The sequence below is a fragment of the Polaromonas sp. P3_B1 genome, from assembly GCF_056402935.1.
Genome location: NZ_JBFUGK010000006.1, coordinates 55,081 through 80,319, shown reverse-complemented (window position 1 = coordinate 80,319; position 25,239 = coordinate 55,081). Strand labels below are relative to the sequence as shown.

Annotated in this window: 29 protein-coding genes; 15 read left to right on the top strand and 14 right to left on the bottom strand. The window is 63.8% G+C overall.

All coding sequences use genetic code 11. From position 1 onward, the window contains the following. Positions 1 to 40: 40 nt before the first annotated feature. Positions 41 to 1,891, bottom strand: a complete 1,851-nt coding sequence (gene kefC, locus AC1DXS_RS05265; RefSeq protein WP_477736510.1) for a glutathione-regulated potassium-efflux system protein KefC — start codon at positions 1,889 to 1,891, stop codon at positions 41 to 43. Further along, positions 1,888 to 2,592 (bottom strand): glutathione-regulated potassium-efflux system oxidoreductase KefF, encoded by a 705-nt coding sequence (gene kefF, locus AC1DXS_RS05260; RefSeq protein ID WP_477736509.1) that lies wholly within the window; start codon positions 2,590 to 2,592, stop codon positions 1,888 to 1,890. Before kefF ends, kefC begins: the two co-directional genes overlap by 4 nt. 67 nt (positions 2,593 to 2,659) lie before the next feature. On the opposite strand from kefF, the gene AC1DXS_RS05255 reads away from it, so the two are divergent. Then, complete coding sequence (locus AC1DXS_RS05255) at positions 2,660 to 3,277, top strand: nucleotide-binding protein (RefSeq protein WP_477736508.1); 618 nt, start codon at positions 2,660 to 2,662, stop codon at positions 3,275 to 3,277. A 78-nt stretch (positions 3,278 to 3,355) separates the two neighbouring features. Beyond that, positions 3,356 to 3,811, top strand: coding sequence for a MaoC family dehydratase (locus tag AC1DXS_RS05250; protein ID WP_477736507.1), 456 nt, complete (start codon positions 3,356 to 3,358; stop codon positions 3,809 to 3,811). A gap of 7 nt (positions 3,812 to 3,818) precedes the next feature. Here the strand turns inward: AC1DXS_RS05250 and AC1DXS_RS05245 are convergent, their stop codons facing one another. The 3 genes from AC1DXS_RS05245 to AC1DXS_RS05235 all read right to left on the bottom strand — a co-directional run bounded on the left by AC1DXS_RS05245 (position 3,819) and on the right by AC1DXS_RS05235 (position 5,617). Further along, positions 3,819 to 4,139, bottom strand: a complete 321-nt coding sequence (locus tag AC1DXS_RS05245) for a hypothetical protein (RefSeq protein ID WP_477736506.1) — start codon at positions 4,137 to 4,139, stop codon at positions 3,819 to 3,821. A 178-nt stretch (positions 4,140 to 4,317) separates the two neighbouring features. Next, entirely contained in the window at positions 4,318 to 4,797 is a 480-nt protein-coding gene (locus AC1DXS_RS05240) for a tRNA (cytidine(34)-2'-O)-methyltransferase (RefSeq protein WP_477736505.1), read from the bottom strand. A gap of 31 nt (positions 4,798 to 4,828) precedes the next feature. Next, the gene (locus tag AC1DXS_RS05235; protein ID WP_477736504.1) at positions 4,829 to 5,617 is read right to left on the bottom strand and encodes a ComF family protein; all 789 of its coding nucleotides are present in this window, start codon (positions 5,615 to 5,617) and stop codon (positions 4,829 to 4,831) included. A 62-nt stretch (positions 5,618 to 5,679) separates the two neighbouring features. On the opposite strand from AC1DXS_RS05235, the gene AC1DXS_RS05230 reads away from it, so the two are divergent. The 8 genes from AC1DXS_RS05230 (at position 5,680) to AC1DXS_RS05195 (ending at position 12,312) form a co-directional block, all read left to right on the top strand. Continuing rightward, entirely contained in the window at positions 5,680 to 6,582 is a 903-nt protein-coding gene (locus AC1DXS_RS05230; protein ID WP_477736503.1) for a methyltransferase domain-containing protein, read from the top strand. Between the two features lie 187 nt (positions 6,583 to 6,769). Next, a complete protein-coding gene (locus AC1DXS_RS05225; RefSeq protein WP_477736502.1) occupies positions 6,770 to 7,270 on the top strand; it encodes a DUF2244 domain-containing protein in 501 nt (166 codons plus the stop codon). 137 nt (positions 7,271 to 7,407) lie between these two features. Beyond that, complete coding sequence (gene coxB / locus AC1DXS_RS05220; protein WP_477736578.1) at positions 7,408 to 8,583, top strand: cytochrome c oxidase subunit II; 1,176 nt, start codon at positions 7,408 to 7,410, stop codon at positions 8,581 to 8,583. Between the two features lie 99 nt (positions 8,584 to 8,682). After that, positions 8,683 to 10,317, top strand: a complete 1,635-nt coding sequence (ctaD, locus tag AC1DXS_RS05215) for a cytochrome c oxidase subunit I (RefSeq protein WP_477736501.1) — start codon at positions 8,683 to 8,685, stop codon at positions 10,315 to 10,317. A gap of 23 nt (positions 10,318 to 10,340) precedes the next feature. Then, complete coding sequence (locus tag AC1DXS_RS05210; RefSeq protein WP_477736500.1) at positions 10,341 to 10,454, top strand: cytochrome oxidase small assembly protein; 114 nt, start codon at positions 10,341 to 10,343, stop codon at positions 10,452 to 10,454. Between the two features lie 41 nt (positions 10,455 to 10,495). Next, positions 10,496 to 11,107, top strand: a complete 612-nt coding sequence (locus tag AC1DXS_RS05205) for a cytochrome c oxidase assembly protein (RefSeq protein WP_477736499.1) — start codon at positions 10,496 to 10,498, stop codon at positions 11,105 to 11,107. Continuing rightward, positions 11,104 to 11,319: a DUF2970 domain-containing protein gene (locus AC1DXS_RS05200; protein ID WP_477736498.1), complete on the top strand. Its 216-nt coding sequence runs from the start codon at positions 11,104 to 11,106 to the stop codon at positions 11,317 to 11,319. Before AC1DXS_RS05205 ends, AC1DXS_RS05200 begins: the two co-directional genes overlap by 4 nt. A 75-nt stretch (positions 11,320 to 11,394) precedes the next feature. Then, positions 11,395 to 12,312 (top strand): cytochrome c oxidase subunit 3, encoded by a 918-nt coding sequence (locus AC1DXS_RS05195; RefSeq protein ID WP_477736497.1) that lies wholly within the window; start codon positions 11,395 to 11,397, stop codon positions 12,310 to 12,312. A 95-nt stretch (positions 12,313 to 12,407) separates the two neighbouring features. Here AC1DXS_RS05195 and AC1DXS_RS05190 read toward each other — a convergent pair whose 3' ends face one another. Continuing rightward, positions 12,408 to 12,641: a twin transmembrane helix small protein gene (locus AC1DXS_RS05190; RefSeq protein ID WP_477736496.1), complete on the bottom strand. Its 234-nt coding sequence runs from the start codon at positions 12,639 to 12,641 to the stop codon at positions 12,408 to 12,410. A gap of 18 nt (positions 12,642 to 12,659) precedes the next feature. Here AC1DXS_RS05190 and AC1DXS_RS05185 point away from each other — a divergent pair, with 18 nt between their 5' ends. From AC1DXS_RS05185 to AC1DXS_RS05165, 5 genes are read left to right on the top strand one after another with little or no spacing between them, the layout of a single operon-like run. Continuing rightward, positions 12,660 to 13,421 carry an SURF1 family protein gene (locus AC1DXS_RS05185; RefSeq protein ID WP_477736495.1) on the top strand — a complete coding sequence of 254 codons (762 nt, stop codon included), beginning with the start codon at positions 12,660 to 12,662 and terminating at the stop codon, positions 13,419 to 13,421. 5 nt (positions 13,422 to 13,426) lie between these two features. Next, positions 13,427 to 14,143 (top strand): hypothetical protein, encoded by a 717-nt coding sequence (locus tag AC1DXS_RS05180; protein ID WP_477736494.1) that lies wholly within the window; start codon positions 13,427 to 13,429, stop codon positions 14,141 to 14,143. A 38-nt stretch (positions 14,144 to 14,181) separates the two neighbouring features. After that, positions 14,182 to 15,306 (top strand): COX15/CtaA family protein, encoded by a 1,125-nt coding sequence (locus tag AC1DXS_RS05175; RefSeq protein WP_477736493.1) that lies wholly within the window; start codon positions 14,182 to 14,184, stop codon positions 15,304 to 15,306. 17 nt (positions 15,307 to 15,323) lie between these two features. Further along, positions 15,324 to 16,244 carry a heme o synthase gene (cyoE, locus tag AC1DXS_RS05170; RefSeq protein ID WP_477736492.1) on the top strand — a complete coding sequence of 307 codons (921 nt, stop codon included), beginning with the start codon at positions 15,324 to 15,326 and terminating at the stop codon, positions 16,242 to 16,244. A 7-nt stretch (positions 16,245 to 16,251) separates the two neighbouring features. Beyond that, a complete protein-coding gene (locus tag AC1DXS_RS05165; protein ID WP_477736491.1) occupies positions 16,252 to 16,884 on the top strand; it encodes an SCO family protein in 633 nt (210 codons plus the stop codon). Between the two features lie 15 nt (positions 16,885 to 16,899). On the opposite strand, the gene AC1DXS_RS05160 is transcribed toward AC1DXS_RS05165, so the two are convergent. The 8 genes from AC1DXS_RS05160 to AC1DXS_RS05125 all read right to left on the bottom strand — a co-directional run bounded on the left by AC1DXS_RS05160 (position 16,900) and on the right by AC1DXS_RS05125 (position 25,194). Next, positions 16,900 to 18,699, bottom strand: coding sequence for a 7TM diverse intracellular signaling domain-containing protein (locus AC1DXS_RS05160; RefSeq protein ID WP_477736490.1), 1,800 nt, complete (start codon positions 18,697 to 18,699; stop codon positions 16,900 to 16,902). A 229-nt stretch (positions 18,700 to 18,928) separates the two neighbouring features. Next, complete coding sequence (gene rpoH / locus AC1DXS_RS05155; protein ID WP_477736577.1) at positions 18,929 to 19,864, bottom strand: RNA polymerase sigma factor RpoH; 936 nt, start codon at positions 19,862 to 19,864, stop codon at positions 18,929 to 18,931. A gap of 236 nt (positions 19,865 to 20,100) precedes the next feature. Further along, the gene (locus tag AC1DXS_RS05150) at positions 20,101 to 20,388 is read right to left on the bottom strand and encodes a hypothetical protein (RefSeq protein ID WP_477736489.1); all 288 of its coding nucleotides are present in this window, start codon (positions 20,386 to 20,388) and stop codon (positions 20,101 to 20,103) included. A gap of 78 nt (positions 20,389 to 20,466) precedes the next feature. Further along, positions 20,467 to 20,949, bottom strand: a complete 483-nt coding sequence (locus AC1DXS_RS05145; protein ID WP_477736488.1) for an Mpo1 family 2-hydroxy fatty acid dioxygenase — start codon at positions 20,947 to 20,949, stop codon at positions 20,467 to 20,469. A gap of 107 nt (positions 20,950 to 21,056) precedes the next feature. Next, positions 21,057 to 22,031, bottom strand: coding sequence for a Bug family tripartite tricarboxylate transporter substrate binding protein (locus AC1DXS_RS05140; RefSeq protein WP_477736487.1), 975 nt, complete (start codon positions 22,029 to 22,031; stop codon positions 21,057 to 21,059). A 21-nt stretch (positions 22,032 to 22,052) separates the two neighbouring features. After that, the gene (locus AC1DXS_RS05135; RefSeq protein WP_477736486.1) at positions 22,053 to 23,078 is read right to left on the bottom strand and encodes an Ldh family oxidoreductase; all 1,026 of its coding nucleotides are present in this window, start codon (positions 23,076 to 23,078) and stop codon (positions 22,053 to 22,055) included. After that, positions 23,079 to 24,005, bottom strand: a complete 927-nt coding sequence (locus AC1DXS_RS05130) for a hydroxyacid dehydrogenase (protein WP_477736485.1) — start codon at positions 24,003 to 24,005, stop codon at positions 23,079 to 23,081. A gap of 13 nt (positions 24,006 to 24,018) precedes the next feature. Next, a complete protein-coding gene (locus AC1DXS_RS05125; RefSeq protein ID WP_477736484.1) occupies positions 24,019 to 25,194 on the bottom strand; it encodes a UxaA family hydrolase in 1,176 nt (391 codons plus the stop codon). Between the last annotated feature and the right edge of the window lie 45 nt (positions 25,195 to 25,239).

The following is a 25,239-nucleotide window of genomic DNA, read 5'->3' as shown; positions in this document are numbered from 1 at the left end:
GCTGGCCTTCAAAGGGCCGCGCGCTTCCTGCCTCCCTGATTTATTCCTGGTCTGTTGACTGCTGGCCGTACCAGCCGGCGGGCCGCCGCTGCGCCTGCTGCTGACGCTCCTGGGCCAGTTGTTCCTCAAGCTGGAGCCGCCCCTGCGTGGCCACCGCGATGACCTTGGTGCGGTCTTTGCGATGCGGGTACAYGCGTTCGAACAGGTCGAGGTTGTGCTGGCGAAAACGCATGGCGGCCTGGCGCGCCTCGTGCGGCGGCTGGCCCAGCAGCTCCAGCACGCTGCGTGCGCTGCGCAGGCTGGACTCGAAAACCTCGCGTTCGACCAGCATCACGCCGCGGTCGCGCAGCGCATTCCAGTGCGTCACGTCGCGCGCGCGGGCCACGATCTGCATCTGCGGGAAGTTCTCGCGCGCGATGTCGACGATCTTGAGGGACTGCTCCATGTCGTCCACCGACAGGACCAGGATTTTGGCCGTGGCTGCACCGGCGGTGCGCAGCAGGTCAAGGCGCGTCGCGTCGCCGTAGAAGACGCGGTAACCGAAGGCCCGCACGGTTTCTATCATTTCGGCGTCGTGGTCCAGCACGGTGGCTTGAATGCCCTGGGCCAGCAGCATGCGGCCGACGATCTGGCCGTAGCGGCCGAAGCCGGCGATGATGACGGGCGCTTCCTGCTGCTCGGAGATTTCCTCCAGCTGCGGCAGGTTGCAGTTGGCGTAGCGCGGCACCCAGAGCTTGTCGACGGCTACCAGCAGCAGCGGGCTCAGCAGCATGGACAGCGCCACCGCGCCTATCAGCAGCGAGGCGGTTTCGGCGGAGAACACCTGGGCCCCGGCGGCCGCCTGGAACACCACGAAGGCGAACTCGCCGCCCTGCGCCAGCAGCACCGCGAACACCGGCCGCTCCTGGAAGGGCAGCTTCATGAGCCTGGCCAGGCCGTAAATCACGGCCAGCTTCAGGCCCAGGAAGCCCACGAGGATGACGGCCATGAGACCGGGCGAGCGCCACAACACGCCGAAATCAATGCTCATGCCGACGGCGATGAAAAAGAGACCCAGCAGCAAGCCCTTGAAAGGTTCGATGTCGGTTTCCAGCTCGCGCCGGTATTCGCTTTCCGCCAGCAGCACGCCCGCGAGGAAAGCGCCCAGCGCCATGGACAGGCCGACGAATTGCATCAGTGCCGCGATGCTGACCACCAGCAGCAGCGAGGCCGCGGTGAAGATCTCGGGCGTGCCGCTGTTGGCGATCCAGCGCAGCAGGGGGCGCAGCAACAGGCGCCCGCCCAGGATGATGGCGGCGATTGCGCCGACGATTTTCAGCGCTTCGAGTGCGCGGCTGCCATGGCTGGCGGCCTCGCTGTCGCCGGCCAGAGCGCCCAGCAGCGGCAGCAGCGCCAGGATGGGGATGGCGGCAACGTCCTGGAACAGCAAAATGGAAAAGCCCGCTTGCCCGCTCGACGTCGGCAGCAGGTGGCGCTCGCCCATGGCCTGCAGCGCGATGGCGGTGGACGACAGCGCCAGGCCCAGGCCTGCGACCAGCGCCGTCTGCCAGCCCACGCCGAAGGCCATGGCCACGCCGGTGAGCAGCGCGGCGCAGCCCAGCACCTGCGCGCTGCCCCAGCCGAAGATGGGCCGGCGCAAATTCCACAGGCGCTTGGGTTCCAGCTCGAGCCCGATCAGGAACAGCATCAGCACCACGCCGAACTCGGCGAAATGCAGGATGTCCTGCACATTGGTCACCAGGCCCAGTCCCCAGGGGCCTATGGCGATGCCGGCGGCCAGGTAGCCGATGATGGAACCCAGGCCGAGTTTTTTCGCCAGGGGCACCGAGATGACGGCCGCCGCCAGATAGATAAAGCTGTTGACCAGCCAGACCGGTGTGTGTTCAGTCATGCGGCCCTCGCGGTGTTGGAAGCGCGGTCGTGCTCGACCGGCCGGTCCTTCATCGGCACCACACAGGCGGCGCATTGCTCAAGGTCTTCAAGCTCGGGCCAGTCGGGATAGCTTTGCAGGCGCTCGCTGAAAGTGGCGATATGGTCGGTGACGGTCTGCCGGTCGACGCTGTGGGCGCCGTGCAGCACCAGCGGCGGCAAGAAGCGCATGCCGCACAGGGCCGCGCTTTGTTCATAGGGGGGCAGGAAGGCGTCAAAGAAATACCGGTTGTAGCCTTGCGGGTGGTAGGAGGCTTCGGGGCCGCCGGTGGTGGCGACCAGCCATAAATCCTTGCCCTGTAGCGCCCGGCCCAGGCCGCTGTCCTCGTCGCCGTTGCCTTCGCCGTAGGCCCAGCCATAGGTGAACACCTCGTCCAGCCAGAGTTTTTGCAGTGCGGGCATGGAATACCACTGGATGGGGTGCAGCAGCACCACCAGTTGCGCGCGTTCCAGGGCGGCCTGCTCTTTGGCAACATCGATGGCGTAGTCGGGATAACTCGAGTAAAGGTCTTGCACCTGCACGCGCGGCAGGGTGCGCGCGGCCTCCATCAAAGGGCGGTTGACGCGCGATTCGCGCCAGGCCGGATGGGCCGCAATGACATAAATGTCAGTGTTGGCGGTGCCGCCCGTGGGTTTGTCAGTGGTTGTGATAACGCTGTTCATGCCGTTACCATAGCGGAAAAGCAAGCCCAGAAGTTTCCAGAACAGGTTCTACACCGAGGAGATTCGCATGCCCGTGGTTGTGATCGCCAATCCGAAGGGGGGCGTCGGCAAGACGACGCTGGCCACCAACGTCGCCGGATATTTCGCCAGCCAGGGCCATTCGGTCATGCTGGGGGATGCCGACCGGCAGCAATCCTCGCGGCTGTGGCTGGGCCTGCGCCCGCCGGCTGCCCGCCAGATCACCACCTGGGACGTGAATGCCGACCTGATCGTCAAGCCGCCCAAGGGCACCTCGCATGTGGTGCTCGACACCCCCGGCGGCCTGCACGGCTGGCGCTTCAATGACGTGCTCAAGCTGGCCGACAAGGTCATCGTGCCGCTGCAGCCCAGCGTGTTCGACATCTTCGCCACGCGCACTTTCCTGGACCAGCTCGCCGAACACAAGCACGCCGGCAAGATGCAGGTCGGTATTGTCGGCATGCGCGTGGACGCTCGCACCATCGCCGCCGACAAGCTGCGCAGCTTCGTCGAAGGCCTGGGGCTGCCGGTGCTGGGCTACCTGCGCGACACGCAGAACTACATCCACCTGGCGGCGCGCGGCCTGACGGTGTTCGACGTGGCGCCCAGCCGGGTCGAAAAGGACATGGAGCAGTGGAAGGGCATCTGCGAGTGGCTGGACCGCTAGGCGCCTGCGTGCGGGGGATGCCTTTCACTTGTCGCTGATCCGACAAGGGCCGCGCGGCCGGGCCGCTACAGTGGCGGCATGAAAACCTTTGCCACCCTGGCCGAACTGGCCGCCTGCACCGGGCAGGAAGTCGCCGTCAGCGACTGGATCACCATCACCCAGCAGCAGGTCAATCAGTTCGCCGAAGCCACCGGCGACCACCAGTGGATACATGTCGATGTGGAAAAAGCCAACGCCGGACCCTTTGGCGGGCCGATCGCGCACGGCTTTTTGACCTTGTCGCTGCTGCCGCGCTTTTTTGAGTCGTCCTTTGAGATCACCGGCTCGCGCATGGGCGTGAACTACGGCCTCAACAAGGTGCGCTTCACCGCGCCGGTGCCGGTGGGCAGCCGCCTGAGGGCGCGCATGAAGCTGCTGGCGGCCGAGGCCATCGCCAATGACGGCATGCAAATGACCTGGGAAGTGACGGTGGAGCGTGAGGGGTCGGCCAAGCCGGTGTGCGTGGCCGAGTCGCTGGTGCGGCGCTACCCCTGAGCCGGGCTTAAATCCGCAGCAGCTGGTCGGCCGGCAGCCAGCCTTCAAAAACCTCGATCAGGCTGTTGATGCGTTCGGCCGCCTCGCTTTGGCTGTGCGTTTGGGCGATGCACTGGTGCAGGTCGCTGCGCAGCAGCCACAGGTCGGAGGGCGCCTTGGCGACCTTGATGGTGTAAATGAGCCGCTGGGTGCGCATGTCGCTGCAGTCGTGCAGCAAGGCCAGCAGGCTTTCCCGGATCTGGTCAATCGGCACGCGAGCGGCCGGGCGCCGCGAATCGGAAAAGACAGGCGCCGCAATGCCCAGAATACGTTGGATAACCGTGCTCACTGAAGACTCCTGCCAGTCTTGTGAACTGGGCGATGAAGGGGAAGGTGCAAGACCGGAAAGCGCCGGGTGTCGGCATCGGTCTTTAGATGGAAGCGCGAATCATAGGGTTTTTACTTAGTCCCTGGCAAGGAAATTGGTCCGGCCGCCGGCAGGCAGGCGCCAAGCTGTCAGCCGATCGTCAGCCTTGGGGCGCCGCGCCGCCGAAGCCGTTTTGCCGCCAGGCCTCGAACACCGTGACGGCCACGCTGTTGGACAGATTCAGGCTGCGCTGGCCCGGCCGCATGGGCAGTTTGAGGCGCTGGGCGGGCGGGAAGGATTCCCGCAGTTCGGGCGCAAGGCCCCGGGTTTCCGCGCCAAACACCAGCCAGTCGCCGGGCAGGAAGCGCATCTCGTAGACGCTGCCCGAACCCCGGGTGGTCATGGCAAATATGCGGGCCGCGGGTGGTTGCTCACTTTCGAGCAGCGCCTGCCAATTGGCGTGGCGCAGCAACTGTGCGTATTCGTGGTAATCCAGCCCGGCGCGGCGCATGTGCTTGTCGTCCATCGAAAAGCCCAGCGGCTCCACCAGGTGCAGCCGGCAGCCGGTGTTGGCCGCCAGCCGGATCACGTTGCCGGTGTTGGGCGGGATTTCGGGTTCGACCAGGACGATATTGAACATGCGGGAGAGCGGTGAGGCGGAGCCCGGGATTCTAGGCGGGCGCTGTTCGGGCAAACACCACTGTGGTGATATGCGCGGCGCCAGCATCACGTAAAGCCTGCGCCGCGGTGTACAGCGAGGCGCCGCTGGTCATCACGTCGTCGACCAGCACCACGCGGCGGCCCCGCAGTTCCGCGGCGCGCAGCGGGTCGACCTGGAAGGCGCCTTTGACATTGGCCAGCCGCTCCTGGCGCTTGAGCTGGCTTTGCGGGCGGGTGTGCCTGGTGCGCAGCAGCAGCCGCGCGTCTGCGCGGGCAAGGGGCGCCGCCTGCCGGGCCAGCGCGGCGCACAGCTCCCAGGCCTGGTTGAAGCCGCGAGCCTGCAGGCGCTCGGCCGACAGCGGCATCGGAAGCAGCCAGTCATCAGGCTCCAATTCGCCAAGCATGGGGGCAAGGCCGGGCGACTGCAGCAGCAGGCCTGCAAAAAAACCGGCCCAGCCGTGCCGCTCGCCGAACTTGTAGCCCGCAACCAGGTTGGACCAGGGGTAGGCATAGGCGACGGCGGCGAAGGCGCGGTCCAGCGGCGGGGGCTCTACGGCGCAAGCGCCGCACAGCGGCGGGCCCGTCCTCAGGCCCATGGAGAGATCGGCCGGCAAGGCGAGGGCGCAGCGTGCGCAGCGGGTGTCTGGCTGAGCGAAGCGGGCCACGCATGGGCGGCACACCTGTTGCGCGGGCCAGCTGCGGCAGACCGCGCACTGGCTGGCGATTTCCGCGGTCAAGCCGCAAGCAAAGCCGGCCAGGCGAGGCAGGTATGTGGTGGGTGCGAGCAGGCGTGTGAACACCGTGTCAATATACTCGCGTACCTTTGAATGAACGCCGTCCTGTGCCTTCTCCGCCTTCCCCCATGACACCCACCGAGCGTCCTCCCACGCTGGACCCGATTGCCGTTGGCCGCTGGGATCGCACCGCGCCCATGGCTTCGCCCTGGCTGCATGAGGAAGTGGCGCGCCGCATGATGGACCGGCTGCAATGGATCAAGCTGCAACCCGGCAATTGGGTGCACTGGGGGGCGCTGCGCGGCGGCTTGCAGGCCCATGCGCAACTGGCAAAGACTTATCCGGGCGCCACGGCCTTTGTGCTTGAAAACGGCCCGCAGCGTACCCAGGAGGCGATGAAGCACATTGTGGAGCCGTGGTGGAAGCCGCGGCGATGGACGGCTGCCCCGGTGCGTTTTGAGGCGCCTCCGCCCGGCAGCGCCGACATGCTGTGGGCCAATATGGCGCTGCACGAGTCGGCCGACCCGCAGGCCTTGCTGGCGCAATGGCGGGAGACGCTCAAGGTCAACGGTTTCCTGATGTTTTCATGCCTGGGGCCCGACACCGCGAAAGAATTGCGCGAACTCTATGCGCAACTGGGCTGGTCGCCAGCCGGCCATGAGCTGACCGACATGCACGATTGGGGCGACATGCTGGTGCAGACCGGTTTTGCCGAGCCGGTGATGGACATGGAGCGCATCACGCTGACCTACGCGACGCCGGCGCGGCTGTTGCAGGACCTGGCCGAACTGGGCCGCAACTTTCATCCCGCTCGCTTCCCGGCCTTGCGCGGGCGCGCCTGGAAAGCCAGGCTTGAAGAGGCGCTGGCCCACCAGCTTGTGAAGGGCGAGGATGGGCGTTTGTCGCTGACCTTTGAAGTCATCTACGGCCACGCGCTGAAGGCGCCGCCCAAGGTCAAGGTCAGCGCGCTCAGTGCGGTGTCGGTGGCCGACATGCGCAGCATGCTGCAGGGCGGGCGGCCCGGCGCCTGAGAACTGCACCGGAGACCGGGTTGTTGCGTGGGCGCCCGCCGCTCCTGCCGTTGCCAATGGTTTAGGGGGTTTTTCGAGGGGGCGGCGGGGCAAAGCGGCTACAATTCACTACAGATTTTGGGGATGTTCCCAAGCCTCGTGCGGCCCCTGCCTGGCATGGACCGCTGTTTTTTTGGGGGGTTGCCGCATGCTGCAGCCAACGCCAGCGTTTCGTTTTGCCACCTTGCCCGCGCAGGGCGCCCACAGCCATGGTGCTGTGCTGTGGCTTCTCAAGCGTCACTGTTCACTCACCCCGGCCCAACTGGGGTGGTTGTACGTGTCGCTGTGCGGCGTTTCGTTGGGAATCRCCGCATTTTTCTGGGCCCAGGGCGCCACGATGGTGATGCCCTTCGCCTGGGCCGAGCTGCTTGCGGTGGGCGCGGCTTTTGTGGTGTATGCCCGCCATGTGGGGGACGGTGAAAAAATCGTTCTCGAGGGTGGGCAACTGGTGGTGGAAACCGAAACGGCGGGGCGCACCGAGCGCGCGGAGTTCAACCGCGAATGGGTGCGCATCGAACCCAAGGACGGGGACGGCTCGCTGATCGAGGTGTCGGGACAGGGACGTTCGGTGCGAGTGGGCCGGCATGTGCGGCCTGAATTGCGCCCGGCCTTGGCCCGCGAAATCCGGATGGCGTTGCGGGATGGTTGAAGAGGCGCTGAAAGTCTCGCGTCAGTTCAGGTGCGGCGGGGGGACCCGCCGCTAACTTTATAATCAGCCGGTTAATTTGGTCGGTAATTGAAGCAGAAAAAGTGATCACGATGAACGTAAGCAACACCATGAGCAAAATGACACGGCTTGGCATGCAGCATGCAGGCGCAATTCTGGTATCTGCGGCCGCCTGGGTCAGCACCGCCGCTTACGCCGTCAACGACCTGAAGGGCGGTCCCGCCGTCAACCAGCTGAACCTGCACCCGGCCGTGACCAAGATCGCCGAAGAGCAGCAGTGGCTGCACTGGTTCATGATGGCCATCTGCCTCGTGATCTTTGTGGCGGTGTTCGGTGTGATGTTTTATTCCATCCTGAAGCACCGCAAATCGGTGGGACACAAATCGGCCAACTTCCACGAGTCAACCGCTGTTGAGATCGCCTGGACCGTCGTCCCTTTCCTCATCGTCATCGGCATGGCGCTGCCCGCCACCAAGGTGCTGGTCGCCCAGAAGGACACCACCGGCGCCGACCTCACCATCAAGGCCACCGGCATCCAGTGGAAATGGGGCTATGACTACATCAAGGGCGAAGGCGAAGGCATCGGCTTTGTCTCCACGCTCGACAACACCCACCGCGAAATGTCGGACAACGGCGGTCCCAAGGCCGGCGAAGCGCCCGACAACTACCTGCTCAAGGTGGACAACCCGCTGGTCGTTCCCGTCAACAAGAAAATCCGCATCATCACCACCGCCAGCGATGTGATCCACGCCTTCGCCGTGCCGGCCTTCGGCATCAAGCAGGATGCGATCCCCGGTTTCGTTCGCGACACCTGGTTCCGTGCCGAGCAAATCGGTGACTTCTACGGCCAGTGCCAGGAACTCTGCGGCAAGGAGCACGCCTACATGCCCATCCACGTGAAGGTCGTGTCCGCCGCCGACTACACCGCGTGGGTCGCCGTCAAGGCCAAGGAAGCCGCCGCCAAAGCTGACGATCCTTCCAAGGTCTGGACCCTGGTCGACCTGAAGGCCCGCGGTGAAAAAGTCTATGCCAACTGCGCAAGCTGCCACCAGGCCAACGGCAAGGGTGCCGGCCCGATCAAGCCACTGGACGGCTCCCCCGTGGTTCTGGACGCCGACAAGCTCAAGCAGATCGATATCGTGCTGAACGGCAAGGGCGGCCCCGGCGCCATGCCTCCCTGGAAGTCGCTCAGCGACACCGACATCGCCGCCGTGATCACTTACACCAAGAACAACTGGTCCAACCAGACCGGCCAGATCGTTCAGCCCGCTGAAGTGCAAGCTGCCCGCAAGTAAGCCGATCCGACCCTCGACCAGAATTCGCCGGCGCCATATTCATATGCGCGCCGGCCGCCAAGATAAAGCTACAGGCCAAAGCCACCAAAGGAAGCCAAGATGAGTGCAGTTCTAGACCATCACGACCACGCGCACGACGACCACCACGACCATGCCCCGGTGGGCTGGCGCCGTTGGGTCTTCGCGACCAACCATAAAGACATCGGAACGCTCTACCTGCTGTTCAGTTTCTTCATGTTGATGTTCGGCGGCGTGCTGGCCTTGCTGATCCGCGCCGAGCTGTTCCAGCCCGGCCTGCAACTGGTCAACCCCGAGCTCTTCAACCAGCTCACCACCATGCATGGCCTGATCATGGTGTTCGGTGCCATCATGCCGGCTTTCGTGGGCTTCGCGAACTGGATGATCCCGCTGCAGATCGGCGCTGCCGACATGGCATTCGCGCGCATGAACAACTTCAGCTTCTGGCTGATGATCCCCGCCGGCCTCATGCTGGCCGGCTCTTTCTTCATGCCCGGCGGCGCGCCCGCTGCAGGCTGGACGCTCTACGCGCCGCTCACGCTGCAGATGGGTCCGTCCATGGACGCCGGTATTTTCGCGATGCACATCCTGGGCGCCTCGTCCATCATGGGCTCGATCAACATCATCGTGACCATCCTGAACATGCGCGCTCCCGGCATGACGCTGATGAAGATGCCGATGTTCTGCTGGACCTGGCTGATCACCGCCTACCTGCTGATCGCCGTGATGCCCGTGCTGGCTGGCGCCATCACCATGACGCTGACCGACCGCCACTTCGGCACCAGCTTCTTCAACCCCGCCGGCGGCGGCGACCCGGTGATGTACCAGCACATCTTCTGGTTCTTCGGCCACCCCGAGGTTTACATCATGATCTTGCCGGCCTTCGGCATCATCAGCCAGATCATTCCCGCTTTTTCGCGCAAGCGCCTGTTCGGCTACGCCTCCATGGTGTATGCAACCGGCTCCATCGCGATCCTGAGCTTCGTCGTGTGGGCGCACCACATGTTCACCACCGGCATGCCGGTCACGGGCCAACTGTTCTTCATGTACTCCACCATGCTGATCGCCGTGCCCACGGGCGTGAAGGTGTTCAACTGGATCGCCACCATGTGGCGCGGTTCCATGACCTTTGAAACCCCCATGCTGTTCGCAGTGGGCTTCATCTTCGTGTTCACCATCGGTGGCCTGACGGGCGTGATCCTGTCCGTCGCACCGATCGACATCCAGCTGCAAGACACCTATTACGTCGTGGCCCACTTCCACTACGTGCTCGTGGCCGGCTCGCTCTATGCCCTGTTCGCCGGTTACTACTACTGGTCGCCCAAGTGGACTGGCGTCATGTACAACGAAACCCGCGGCAAGATCCACTTCTGGTGGTCGCTGATTTCCTTCAACGTGACCTTCTTCCCGATGCACTTCCTGGGTCTGGCCGGCATGCCGCGTCGTTATGCCGACTACCCCATGCAGTTTGCCGACTTCAATGCCGTGGCCAGCGTGGGCGCGTTCTTCTTCGGCTTCGCCCAGGTCTACTTCTTCCTGTTCATCGTGGTGCCCACGATGCGCGGCAAGGGTGCCCCGGCCAAGCAAAACCCCTGGGTCGACGAAGGCGGCAAGGGCGCTGAAGGCCTGGAGTGGGAAGTTCCGTCTCCCGCGCCTTTCCACACCTACGAAACCCCGCCCAAGCTGGATGCCTCGGCAACCCGCGTGATCGGTTGATCGAATTTCATCGGTAAATCGCCATGACGACCCCTGAACAAAAGAAGAGCAACCTGAGGCTGGCCCTGATACTGGCCTCGGTCGCGCTGGTCTTTTTTCTCGGCTTCATGGCCAAGATGATTTTCCTGGGCCACTGAGCCACTCTGTCCGGCCCCAGGTTCAAATCGATACCACTGTGATGCGGCTCAAGCGCGAAAACTTCAACATGATGGGCAAGCTGGGCGTGATCGTGCTCGGCATGTTCTGTTTTGGTTATGCGCTGGTGCCGATCTACAAGGCCATCTGTGAAATGACGGGCATCAACGTACTCGCCCTGGGCGACCGCCAGATTCCCGGGGCCACTTCCGCCTTGCCGGCCAACACGCAAGTGGACCGTACGCGCACCATCACGGTCGAGTTCGACGCGAACTCACGCGGCCCCTGGCAGTTCAAGCCCGCGACAAACACGCTGCAGGTGCATCCGGGCGAATTGACGACGGTGATGTACGAATTCCAGAACGTGCAGAACAGGACCATGTCCGCCCAAGCCATTCCCAGTTATGCGCCCGCCCAGGCCGGTGCGCATTTCAACAAGCTGGAATGCTTCTGCTTCAGCCAGTACACCTTGGCGCCCGGCGAGAAGAAACAGTGGCCGGTGGCGTTTGTCATCGACCCGAAGCTGTCCAAAGACGTGAGCACCATCACGCTGTCGTATACCTTTTTTGAAGTCGGCGGCAAGACGCCGGCCGCACCGGTCACGTCTAAAGCGACGACGGCCGGCGTGGCGGCCGACAAGCAGGCAGGCGCATGAGCAGCATGGCAGCCGCACCTGCGAAAAAACCTTCCTTCTGGCGCACGGTCAAGGCCGTCGCCTGGTCCTTCGTAGGATTGCGCGCACGCGGCGACTACGAAGAAGACGTGAAAAATTTGAACCCCCTCCACATCATTGTGGTCGGGCTGGTCGCCGTGGTGGTGTTTGTCGCAGTCCTGGTGCTGCTGGCGAAGTGGATGGTCGCGCGCTGAGGCCGCGCCACCCCAGCGCATCACGGTGTGAATTAAGAGATTATTGAAATTCGAGAGAAAAACAGGAGTCCAGCGATGTCAGCAGCAACCCACGGGTCAACCCCACACTACTTTGTCCCCAGCCCATCGAGCCACCCGGTGATGGCGTCCATCGGCCTGTTTTTTGTCATTCTCGGCGCCAGCCAATGGATCAACGGCCACGACTGGGGCAAATGGTCGCTGGCCTTCGGCATGGTCTGGTGGCTGGTGACGCTGTACCGCTGGTTCAGCCAGTCCATCGGCGAGAGTGAAAGCGGCATGTACGGCCGCAAGATCGACATGTCCTTCCGCTGGAGCATGAGCTGGTTCATCTTCTCGGAAGTGATGTTTTTCGGCGCCTTCTTCACTGCCCTCTGGTGGGCCCGCGCGCACTCGCTGCCCGCGCTGGGCAGCCTGGACAACGCGCTGCTCTGGCCTGACTTCAAAGCCGTCTGGCCCAGCCTGGCCGCCGGCGTGACCGCTTCGCCGGCCGACATCATCGAGCCATTCACCGCCATGAAGCCGCTGGCCRTTGGCGGCGGCATCTGGGCCAGCATCATGGGCTCCCTGCCGACCGTCAACACGGCGCTGCTGTTGACCTCCGGTGTCACCATCACCATTGCCCACCACGCGCTGATCGAAGGCAAGCGTGCCCGCACCATCGCTTTCATGTGGGCCACGGTTGTGCTCGGCGTGGTCTTCCTGTTCGTGCAGGGCTATGAGTACTTCCATGCCTACCATGAGATGAACCTGAAGCTGTCTTCCGGCGTGTACGGATCGACCTTCTTCATGCTCACGGGTTTCCACGGCTTCCACGTGTTTGTCGGCATGCTGATGCTGCTGTTCATCACGCTGCGTCTGCAAAAAGGCCACTTCACGCCTGAAAAGCACTTCGGTTTTGAAGGCGCCGCCTGGTACTGGCACTTCGTGGACGTGGTGTGGCTGGGCCTGTACATCCTGGTGTACTGGCTCTAAAAACCTGGTCTCTGGAACCAATGGCGGCTACGGCCGCTCAATCAAAGGCCGCTTGATGCGGCCTTTGTTCTTTATTTCGTCACCTGGAGTGACGTTTATTTGCCTGCGGGAATACCGGTGGGCTGTATGTAACCGAGCTTCCACGCAATCAGAATGCAGATGAACAGCAGCACCGAGAACCCGATACGGAAGGCCAGTGCGCGCGCCATATTGCTGGCTTTGCGCTTGCCGTCCTTGTTCTCGCCGCCGCTGCCCCTGAGCATGAAAAAAAGCGCGGAGGCCAGGCTGGCCAGGATGGCGATAAATGCCAGTGCAACGAGGTAGTTCATGAACAGGATTATCCGCGCATGACTTCGGCCCTGCATTCCCCGCGCTTCTGGCTGCTGACCGCGGCCGCCGTGCTGGTGGCCGGCACCACGTTTTCGCTGGGCCAGTGGCAACTGCGCCGCGCCGCGCAGAAGGAAGCGCTGCAGGCCGCTGTCGAGTCCAAAGGACGGCTTCCCGCGCTCGATGCGCGTTCGCTGCTTGCGAACCCGAACATGGCGGACGAGATCCACCGGCCTGCCGTCCTCAAAGGCACTTGGCGACCCGAACACACGGTTTACCTCGACAACCGCCCCATGGCCGGCAAAACCGGCTTTGTGGTGCTGACACCCCTGGTGCTCGATGGCACGGCGCAAGCCATCGTGGTCCAGCGCGGCTGGGTGCCTCGCGATTTTGCCGATCGAACCCGCCTGCCGGAGGTGGCAACGCCAACAGGTCCCGTCACAGTGGAAGGCCGCATTGCCGCCGCTCCCTCCAGGCTTTATGAGTTCCGGGGGGTAGAGACGGGTCGGATACGGCAAAATCTGGACTTGCCGGCCTACCGGGCGCAAACCGGCCTGCCGCTGCTGGAGGTCTCTTTGCTGCAGACCGGCGCGGCCAGCGAAGGCTTGTTGCGTGAATGGGCCGCGCCCAACCTTGGCGTGGACAAGCATTACGGTTACGCCTTCCAGTGGTTCGGCCTCTGTGCCCTGGTGTTTATTCTTTACGGCTGGTTTCAGCTGGTTCTTCCTTTTCGCGCCCGTACCTCATCACGCCGCCCAAAAAGCAGCGATCAAATGCCGTGACCTCCGTGACAAATACGCCTGACACCTCTCCCAATTCCGCCGCCGCGCCGGCCCCGCAGGACCAGCCCCTGGGGCTGACCGTGCACACCATGCCGGTGCTGGACCAGTCCAGCACGCGCGAACCGAACACCGTCGCCGGCCGCTGGAAGATGCTGGCCGTGCTGCTGGTATGCGCCGCCCCGGTGATCGCCTCCTATTTCACTTATTACGTGGTCCGGCCCGAAGGCCGACGCAATTTCGGTGAGTTGATTGACCCGCAGCGACCCCTGCCGCCAATGGTCACACGCACGCTCGACGGCCGCACCGGCACACTGACGGACCTTAAAAACCAGTGGCTGCTCGTCAGCGTGGCCGGCGGCGCCTGCGATGCGCGTTGCGAGCAGAATCTGTATTTCCAGCGGCAGCTGCGCGAGTCGCTGGGCAAGGAAAAAGACCGCCTGGACCGTGTCTGGCTGGTGGCCGACGACGTGCCTGTGCGCGACGCCTTGCTGCCGGCATTGACCTCTTCGGCCGTGCTGCGCGTGGCGCCGGCCGAGCTCGCGCAGTGGCTGGAACCCGCCGCGGGCAAGCGCCTGGAAGACCACCTCTACCTGGTCGATCCCATCGGCAATTTGATGATGCGTTTCCCCGCCGACATGGATGCCGCCGCAGCCGCCAAGGCCAAGCGCGACCTGGAGCGCCTGCTGCGCGCCTCAAGCAGCTGGGACAAGGAAGGACGGTAGACCGCAAAGCCGGTTTAAGGTCTCTCTCACATCGCACCATGTCAAGTACCGCCCTCTACGACCTGAGCCCCGCCCTGCGCCTGATGATCATGGGCCTGGCGGTCGCGCTCGCGCCGCTGGCCTGGGTGTGGGTGCACAACAAGAATGCGCTGTGGGCGCAGCGTTTGCGCGTGCTGACGCTGGTCACGCTGTTCCTCACCTTTGACCTGGTGATCTTCGGTGCCTTCACCCGGCTCACCGATTCGGGCCTGGGTTGCCCCGACTGGCCCGGCTGCTACGGCAGCGCGAGCCCGGTCGGTGCGCAAATGCACATCGAGGCTGCGCAGACCGCCATGCCGACGGGGCCGGTCACGCACTCCAAGGCCTGGATCGAGATGATTCACCGCTACCTGGCCACCGGCGTCGGGGTGCTGATCCTCACGCTCACGGTGACCAGCTGGCTGGAACGCAAGCGCATAGCCGTGTCACCCTGGTGGCCCACCGTCACCTTGGTGTGGGTGTGTTTGCAAGGCGCTTTCGGCGCGCTGACCGTCACCATGAAATTATTCCCCGCCATCGTCACCCTGCATTTGCTGGGCGGCCTGGTGCTGCTGGCTTTGCTGCGCGCGCAGTCGCTGCGCTATGCCGAGCTGCAGGCGCTGCCGGCCCAGGGATTGGGCAAGGGCCTGCGCCTGGCCGCGTTGGCCGCATTTGCCTTGTTGTGGCTGCAGATCGCGCTCGGGGGCTGGGTCAGCACCAACTATGCGGTGCTGGCCTGCACCGATTTTCCGGCTTGCCAGAATTCCTTGTGGCCGGCCATGGATTTCCACCAGGGTTTCACGTTGTGGCGTGAGCTGGGCGCGGGCCATGACGGGGCCAACATCAGCTTCCAGGCGCTTACCGCCATCCACTATGTGCACCGCCTCACCGCCTACCTTGTGTTTGCCGTGTTCCTTGCGCTGGCCTTTTTCCTGCACCGCGCGCCGGCGTTCCGCGTGTCCGCGCGCTGGCTGGCGGGGCTGATCGTGCTGCAGGCCCTTACGGGCATCAGCAACGTGGTGCTGGGCTGGCCTCTGTTGGCCGCCGTCATGCACACCGGAGGCGCCGCGGCGCTGGTCATTGTGCTCAGTGGCGTGGTCTTTTCCGGCCGCGGCGAGCCCCAGCGCCACATGCGTCAAAATTGAAGATCCAGCGATTCCCCATGAACCCCAGCACCCCGTCCGCCGCCCCGGCTTCCACCGCACCGCACGCCCCGTCGAAGTTCGCGCAGTTCTATGCGCTGACCAAGCCGCGCGTGGTGCAACTCATCGTGTTCTGCGCACTCATCGGCATGGTGCTGGCTGTTCCCGGCGTGCCCACCTGGCCCGACATCAGACTCGCGCTGATCGCCTGCGCCGGCATCTGGCTGGTCGCTGGCGCGGCAGCGGCCTTCAACTGCCTGGTCGAACAACAGATCGATGCACGCATGCGCCGTACCGCCTGGCGCCCCACGGCCAAGGGCGAGCTCAGCAATCCGCTCACGCTGGCCTTTTCGGCCGCGCTGTGCGCGCTGGGCTCCTGGATCCTGTATGTGTGGGTGAACCCGCTCACCATGTGGCTGACCTTCGCCACCTTTATCGGCTATGCGGTGGTCTACACCGTGATTCTCAAGCCCATGACGCCGCAAAACATCGTGATCGGCGGCGCTTCGGGTGCCATGCCGCCGGTGCTGGGCTGGGCCGCGATGACGGGTGCAGTCGGCCCTGAGGCGCTGATCCTCTTCCTGATCATCTTCCTCTGGACGCCGCCGCATTTCTGGGCGCTGGCGCTGTACCGCGTCGAGGATTACCGCAAGTCCGGCTTGCCCATGCTGCCTGTCACCCACGGCAACGAGTTCACGCGCCTGCAGGTATTCCTCTACACGCTGGTATTGTTTCCCGCCTGCCTGATGCCCTTCATCTTCAAGATGAGCGGCTGGCTTTACCTGGTGGCCGCCGTGGCGCTGAGCATAGGCTTCAGCTGGTACGGCTGGCGCCTGTGGCGCAGTTACTCCGATGCACTGGCGCGCAAGACCTTCCGTTTTTCGCTGATCCACCTTTCGGTCCTGTTCGCGGCCCTGCTGCTGGACCACTACCTTGTCTGATACTCGCATGAACACCGCCAAGACCCTGTTATCCACCCGCCGAGGCGCGATCCGAACCCTGGCCGGCGGCGCTGCGCTTGCGGCCACGGCCGGCCTGCTGGTGGCCTGCGCGCCCGACAAGCCGCAATTCAAAAGCATAGACCTGACCGGCGCCGACTATGCGCAGGGCTTCACGCTGGCCGACCACAACGGGCAGGTGCGCACGCTCAAAGATTTCCCAGGCAAGGTGGTCGTGGTTTTCTTTGGTTTCACGCAATGCCCCGACGTCTGCCCGACCTCCATGGCCGAGTTGGCCCAGGTCAAGAAGCTGCTGGGCCCTGACGGCGACAAGCTGCAGGCCATCTTCATCACCGTCGACCCCGAGCGCGACACGCCCGAACTGCTCAAGGCCTACATGGGTAATTTCGACCCGGGCTTTCTGGCGCTGCGGCCTACCATGGCCCAGTTGCCCGAAGTCGCCAAGGACTTCAAGGTCTACTACAAAAAGGTCGACGGCAAGACGCCGGGGAGCTACACCATGGACCACTCCGCGGGCAGCTATGTTTTCGACGGCAAGGGCCGCATCCGCCTCTACAACCGCTACGGCAGCGGCGCGGAGGCGCTGGCGTCCGACATTCGTCTGCTATTGAAAACCTCCTGAGCAGCCACTTCCCGGCTAAAAGTTCACCGTCTTGATGGATTTGCGCGTGTTGGCCGGCATCTCGCGCAGGGAGTTGAGCATATAAGCCAGGTGCTGCGCCGCATCGCCCTGGTTTCCGCAATGCGCATCCGGCACCATCGCGATCGCCACATGCAGCTTGAGGTGCGAGCCTACCGGTAGCAAGTCCGAAGGCTGAAGCGCATGCGCCACCAGTTGCGTAGCCGCGGCCACGGCCTGCGCGGCGGTCACCGGCCCTTCGATCAGCAAGGCAAACTCGCTGTCACCGACACGCGCCGCAATGTCGATGTCGCGTGTCAGCTTGCGCAGGCAGGAGCCTGTGAGCACCAGCGCGTAATCAGCGATCTGCCGCCCGTGTTCTTTGGCGAACCAGCCGTGGTTGGACAGGTCAATCATCAGCAGCGCGCTGCGGTGGCGGTAGCGGCCGGAGCGCAGCAGCGCTTCGTGCAGCCGTGCTTCGAAGGTGTGCAGGTTGTTCAGCCCTGTGAGCGGTTCGGTTTGCGCCAGTGCCGCAGCGCGCGCCCGCGCTTCACGGCGTTGCGCGGCTCGCCTCAGCAGGCCGTAAAACAGCATGGGCGTCTGCAGTGCCGCGCCCAGGGTGAGGCCGTATTGCGTGAGGAAGCTGACAGGAATCAGGCCCAGGTCGCGCAGTATGGGAAAGGGCGCCACTGCCGCCATCGGCACAAAACCCAGCGCGATCCAGCGCATGCTGGGATCACCGCTTCGCCACGCGATGAAGACCATGGCGAAGATCAGCACGATGGTCGCGATGATCAGGGCCGTGATGCCGATAAAGCCCGCGTGCGTCGGAAACAGGGTGTCCAGCGCCGTCAGCAGCGGCAGCACGATGATCATCTTGAGCGACAGCCAGTCCAGTGCGGCCGGGAACTGCCGTGGCCGGGTCACCACGCGAGCGAACCAGAGGCCGCTGCAAGCGGCCAGCACCGGCAGCAGGAAAGCGGAGAGATCGTTCCATGCCGCCCATTCCGGCCAGAGGTATTGCCCGCCTATGCCCAGCAGCGCGGCCTGGGCCGCTGCCAGCGCGGCGATGTAGGCGGCATAGGCCGCGAAACTCCGATCCCTGAACGCCACGGCGTTGGCGGCCGCCACCAGGGCCATCAGCAGCGCCAGGCCGAAGTAGGCGCCCAGCAGGAACTGCTCCTGCATGCGATGCGCCAGCAGGGCGGGGTGCTTGTAGATATAGAGCGGCGCGGAAAACGGCCTGCGCGCCTGCTCGATGCGCAGGAAATAGGTGACCGGCTGGGCCTGCTCGCTGTCCAGGTCGAAAACCGGGACCCGGTCGGGGCGCGGCCATTGGCTCACCGGGATTTTGTCGCCCGCATCTTGTACGGCCCAGTTCCCGGCGTCGTCACGGTAGTACAGGCTCACGCGGTCCACGCCCGCGCTGCTGACTTCCAGCACCCAACGCTGCGACAGGTCGGGTTGCATGGTGCTGAAGCGAACCCACATCACCTGCTTGCCCAGCGTGGCGGTGTGGCCGGCCGGGCGCATCGCAAACGGCAGGTCGTATTCCCAGGCCTCAACCTGCTCAAGCAGGGCGTTGCCCGTCGCATCGATCCAGAACTGGCTGTGTTCTGCCAGGGCGATCTGGCCGTCGGGCGCGTTGAGCTGAAGCACCGGCAGCCGCGCGTCGGCGCCTTGTTGTGCCCATCCTGCTACCGCCCCTGTCAGCAGGCACGCTGCCAGCACTCCCCCGAGGCCGCGGCGGCAGAGGAGGGCGCGCACGAACTGCCGAAAGCGTCCGGGCTTGCCGGGGAGCGCAGGGGGAATCAGCACGCTTTCATTGTGCGGCTGCGCGCGAGTAAAAGCGTACTAAATTTGCGTTGGCGCCGGCATTCCAGCCAAGTGGTGCGCGCACAACTGCAATTTATTGCAGCGGAAAGTCGGGACGAAGCGTGCATTTCTCCACAAAAAAGCCCGCACCTGGTGGGATGCGGGCTTTGGGGGAGGCCGGGGCGAGCGTGTTCGCCTTGGCTCGGGCGTTCGCCTTTATGCCTTTATGCCCTTATGCGTAGGCTGCAAGCGCCTTTTTCATCTTCTTCATCGCTGCCACCTCAATCTGGCGAATGCGTTCGGCGCTGACCTTGTACTCGGCGGCCAGGTCGTGCAGCGTCATGCCGCCGGAGCCGTCGTCGTTCACCTTGAGCCAGCGCTCTTCCACGATGCGCCGCGCGCGCGGATCCAGTTCCTCCAGTGCGGCTGTGATGCCGTCAGAGGCCAGGTTGTCGCGCTGGCGCGACTCCATCAGCGCCGTCGGTTCCTGCGTCGCATCGGCCAGGTAGGCGATGGGACCAAAGGCGTCTTCGCCGTCGTCGCCGGGGCTGGGGTCCAGCAGCACATCGCCGCCCGACATGCGCTGCTCCATCTCAATGACTTCCTCGCGCTTGACGTTCAGCGTCTTGGCCATGGAATCGATCTGGCCTTCCGTCAGCGTGTCGCGGTGCGTCGCCGCATCGGCGTCGTCCTTGAAACCCTGCTTCATCGAGCGCAGGTTGAAAAACAGCTTGCGCTGGGCTTTGGTCGTGGCGACCTTGACCATGCGCCAGTTTTTCAGGATGTACTCATGGATCTCGGCTTTGATCCAGTGCATGGCATAACTCACCAGGCGCACGTTCTGGTCCGGGTCAAAGCGTTTGACGGCTTTCATCAGGCCGATGTTGCCCTCCTGGATCAGGTCGCCGTGGGGCAGGCCGTAACCCAGGTATTTGCGCGAAATCGACACCACCAGGCGCAAGTGAGAGAGCACTAACTTGCCGGCTGCATCAAGATCGTTGTTTTCCTTGAGGTTTTTGGCAAATTCCTGCTCCTGCTCCAGGGTGAGCATCGGAAGGCGGTTAACGGCGGAAATGTAAGCGTCCAGGTTGCCCAGCGGGGGAACCAGCGACCAAGGGTTGACGGCTGCGACGGCGCCCGATTGGGGCACGGCCACGGCAGCGGTCAGCGATTGGGGGGAAAGAGCATATGACACTGCAGAACTCCTTTTCTCTAGCGCTAAATATTAGCACTCTGTTGGAGTGAGTGCTAAGCAATAGGTTCAATGACTCGGATAGCGCAAGGCTAATCGGTAGAAACCCTTGGTATGACCGTGCCGGCGGTTACTTGGTTCAAGCGCCCAGGTTTCGGGGGTGTAAATGCGGGTAACGGCGATGTACAGGGCGGTTGGGAGAGCCGCGAAGTTCAGCGCAGGCGCTGGTCGTCGCGCACTTCGCGGACCTCGACATCCACGATGTCGCTGGCGGGTGGGTTGCCGGCGTCACGGCTGGCGCCGGGCCACATGCCCTGGGGCGAATAACGCTGGAAGCGGCCAAATACCATGGCCGGCGCCGGTTTGCGACCGGTAACCAGGGACTTCAGCAGGCTCAGCGCCACAACGATCAGTGCGGCCACCAGGAGGCTGACGGCAAACACCACTGCAAACAGGCCCAGCAGCAGTTTGAGGAAAAAACGCAGAATTTTGCCGATCAAGCGAAGCACCTTGAGGAGGTTTAAACCCCTCAAATGGAGGCGGGCCCCTTCATTTCAAGCTACCCGCAACTGGACGAATCACCAGCGGATGCCCAACCTGCCAAACAGCTTGCTGAGCACAAACAGCGGGCCGACCCAGAGATACTGGATGTCTTCAAAAAACGAAGGCTTTTTGCCCTCGATCTTGTGGCCGATGAACTGCAGGATCCAGGCGCCTACAAAAATGCCGATACAGATCGGCAATACCAGCGGCCCCATGGCGAACACCAGCGTCATGAATAGCACGGACCACAGTGCCATGGTCACAAAGAACACCGCAGACAGGCGGGCGTAGTACACCATGCTGGCCCCGACAAAGGCATAGGCCACATAGGGATGCAGCGCAAACAGCATGCCGACCAGGCTCAGCATGATCAGGGGAATGGCCACGAAGTGAATCAGCTCGTTGCGTGGGTTCTGGTGGCTTTCGCCGTAGTGCGCGAGCAACTGATCGACTTTGCGGGATCCGGCCGGTGCGCCGGGCGTGTCGGGGGTATCGGGAGCGTCCGCCGTATTGTCCATATCTGTCTCCTTTGGGAAAAAAGGCGCCATCAGCGCCTTTTTTTCTTCCACTTTAATACAGCTGGGGCCGATTGACAAAACCCGCCGCCACGGCGGGCCGTGCGGCCTCAGGTCGGCGTGATTTTCGCGGTCTTGATAATCCGGCTCCAGCGGTCGATTTCGCTTTTCAGGAAGCGGGCGAACTCATCAGAACCTTTTTGTGAGACGCGAAAGCCTTGCGCTTTGGCGCGCTCTTCCACTTCAGCGCTGTACATGATCTTGATCATCTCGCGCGAATACCTGTCCACGATATCGTCCGGAGTCTTGGCCGGGAGCATGGCCCCTGTCCAGTTCTCGACAAAGAGTCCGGTCATGCCGGCTTCAAAGGCCGTCGGCACGTCCGGCACCCCCGGGTGCCGGCCCAGGCTGCAGATAGCGATCGCGCGCAATTTGCCGCTCTTGACATGGGTGATCGATTCCGGAAAGTTGGAAAAAATCACGTCCAGCTGGCCGCCGATCAGGTCGACCATCGACGGTGCGCCGCCGCGGTAGGGGACATGGATCATCTTGGTCTTGTTCAGTTCACAGAACAAGGCCATGGTCAGGTGCGCCGGCGTGCCGTTGCCGCTCGAACCCGCGCTCAACTGCTTGGTTTTGGATACCGCTATCAGGTCCTTGAAGTCCTTGATCGGGCTGGCGGCGGGAACCACAACAAGCATCGGCGAATTGGCCAGCAGGGCGACCGGACGCAAGTCCTTGGTGAAGCTGAAGGGTGCGTTGGGATAAAGGGATACGTTCGCCGCATGCGTCAAGGTGATGGCCAGCAGCGTGTTGCCGTCGGGCGGTGACTTGGCGACGAACTCGGCGCCAATTTGCGCGTTTCCGCCGGCCTTGTTTTCGACAATCACCGAAGTCTTCCACGCTTCGGAGAGCTTCTGGGCGACCGTGCGCGCCATGATGTCGGTCAGGCCACCGGGCGTAAATGGCACCACATACTTGATGGTGCTGCCCGGTTTGGGAAAAGTTTGCTGGGCCAGACCCAGGCCCGGAACGCCCGTCAGGGCTGCACCTGCAGATGCCAACACGATGTCACGACGCTTCATGCTTTACTCCTTGAGTTTTAACTAGACGACTGATCCCTCACTGACTAACTGATCCAATTGAAACTTGAGCGCGTCGGGGATGGTGATCCCCGCCTGCTGTGCTTTGGCCTCCAGCGCGATGCGCCGCGCGCCGGCCAGGCGCACGCCGTCATCTTGCAGCATTTCGGCGATCAGGGTTTCCATACGCTCAAAGTAGCTGTCGGCGCCGGCCAGGGCGCCCGGGTCTATCAGGATAAAGGCCTGGCCTATGCGCGGCTGGTTGCCTTCATCGACAAAAAAGGAGGATGCCTCAAAAGAAAAGCGCGCGCCTATCACGGCGGTGACAAGCAGCTCGACGACCAGTGCCAGCATCGAGCCTTTGGGGCTGCTCACCGCGCCCAGCGGCAGCATGGAGCCCTCCAGCGCCGCCTGCGCGTCCGTGGTCGGCCGGCCTTCGGTGTCCAGCGCCCAGCCCAGCGGGATCGATTTGCCTTCCTTGGCGGCCAGCATGACTTTGCCGCGCGCGACCTCGCTGAGCGAGAGGTCGATCATCAGCGGGTCGGCGTCGCGGCGCGGAAAGATCGCGGCCAGGGGATTGGTCCCGAACACCGGGTGCTTGCCGCCGGCGGCCGGCATGGCCGCCGGCGCGTTGGCAAAGCCCAGGCCCACCAGGCCGGCATCGGCTGCGGCGCGCAGGTGGTCTATCAGCACGCCGCAATGATGGCTATTGGTAATGCCGACGAAACAAACGCCCAGTTCGCGCGCGGTTGCGATCGCCGTGGAGATCGCCAGGTCACAGGCGGGAAAGGCCAGCCCCTGCTTCGCATCCACCAGCACGGCGGCGCCTTTTTGATGCGACACAACGGCGACGGCCTGACCGTCGGCGCGGCCGTTGCGAAGATGGGTGGCGTACTGCGGCACGCGGCTCAAGCCATGTGAGGCGAGGCCTTGTGCGTCGGCGCGAACCAATGCCTTCGCCGTGGCGGCGGCCATGGCCTCCGCGGCACCGGCTTCGCGTAGCGCCTGCGTTGCCAGGCGACGAGCTTCTTCAAGAGTCAGATGCGCCATTTACGAAAAACTTTCCRAAACCTTGTCGGCGATCATCACCGATACACGCCCATTGGACTGCGCGCTGACACCTGAGATGTGGGGGGTTAGCAACAGATTAGGGCAATCTTGCAACAAAGGACTTACAGGCAGGGGTTCCAGGTCGAACACATCGATCGCCGCGCCGCCCAGGCGGCCCGCGCGCAACGCGGCGGCGACCGCATCGACGTCGACGATGTGGCCGCGCGAAGTATTGATCAGCACCGCATCTTTTTTCATTTCGGCGATGCGGGCCGCATTGAAGAGGCCGCGCGTGCTGTCAAGCAGGGGAATATGCAGCGTGACGGCGTCGGCGTTGCGCACGAGTTCATCAAGGCTCGCAGCGCGGACGCCGGACTGCGCGAACACGGGCGCATCGGGCGCCAGCATGGCGTCGTGAGCGATCACTTGCATGCCCAGGCCCCGCGCCAATCGCGCCGTGGTCTGGCCTATGGAGCCGAAGCCTATGATGCCCAGCGTCTGCCCGGCAGTTTCGCGCCCGTTGCCCAGCGCCGCCCGCGGCCATTTGCCGCCGGCCACCGCGGCACTGGAGGCAAAGGCGCCGCGCAGCAGCAGCATGGTGCTGGCGATCACATACTCGGCCACGCTGAGCGCGTTGGCGCCGGTGGCGGGGATCACCTTGATGCCCTTGGCCTCGCAGGCCGGAACGTCGATGTTGTCCAGGCCCACGCCCAGCCGGCCCACCACCTTGCAGCGCGTGAGTGCGGCCAGCAGCTCGCCGCGCACCTGCGTCAGGTTGCGCACGATCAGCGCGTCGGCCGTGGCCGCCTCGGCCCGCAGGCGGGCGGCGTCGCCCACCAGCTGCGGGTCGTAGAGCACGTCGTGCGCCGCTTTGAGGCGCGCCACGGCGCGCTCGTCCATGAACTCGCAGATGACAATGCGCGCCATGCGTCCTCCGCGTTCAGGCTGATTCAAAGAGGCGCGTCAGCACGAACTCGCGGTGACCCAGGGCTTCGGCCGCGGTCAGGCGGCCGTTGGCCGTGCGCAGCATGTTCTCGAGCAGCTTGTCGCCCGCCTGGTCCAGTGTGATTTCGCGCTGCAGCAGGCCAGAAGTGTCCACGTCGATGTGCTCGCTCATCAGGCGAACCGTGCGCGGGTTCGAGCAGATCTTGATTACGGGAACGATGGCATTGCCGATCACATTGCCCTGGCCCGTGGGGAAGAAATGCACCGCATAACCCGACGCGGCGCACAGCGTCACCATCTCGGCCGCGGCGCTTGACGAGTCCATGAACCACAGGCCCGGGTGCGTGGGTTTCTCCGCCTTGTCGATGACGCCGTCCACCGTGCAGACCTTGCCGATCTTCTGGATGTTGCCCAGGGCTTTTTCCTCGATGGTCGTGAGGCCGCCCGCGATGTTGCCCTTGGTCGGCTGCGAGTCGGAGAGGTCACTGGTCTTGTGGCGGTTGATCATGTCCTGGTAGCGATTGAACATGAACATGAACTGGTCGCGCACCGCATCGTTGGCGCAGCGGTCGGCCACGATCTTTTCGCCGCCGGTGATTTCAGAGGTTTCACCGAAGCACAGGTAGTTGCCCAGCGGGTGGAGCTTGTCGAACGCGTTGCCCACCGTGGGGTTGGCGCCGCAGCCCGAGGTGGTGTCGGACTCGCCGCATTTGGTGGAAACCCACAGCTCGGAGATGCCGCACACTTCGCGCTGCTTTTCGCTGGCCCACTGCACATAYTCGCGCGCSGCCTTGGAGGCCTTCATGATGGTCTCGTGGTCGCCGTGGCCTTCGATGCCGAAGCCGACCACCGGCTTGCCGGTGGTGGCGATGCCGTCGACCACTTTTTTGGTCCAGCCGTCTTCAATGCCGATCACCACCACGGCCGCGACGTTGGGGTTGCAGCCCGCGCCTATCAGCGTGCGAAAGTGCAGCTCCAGGTCGGCGCCGAACTGCAGGCGGCCGTAGGGGTGCGGAATCGCCATGCTGCCCTTGATGTTGTGGGCCACGGCCTCGGCCGCCGCGTTGGACAGGTCGTCCAGCGGCAGGATGATGACGTGGTTGCGCACGCCGACGCGGCCGTTCTCGCGGCGATAGCCCAGGAATGTGGTGTCTTTGTTGATGACTGACATAAGAAATCCTTAAAAAAATAACTTGGATTGATGGTGCGCCCGGCG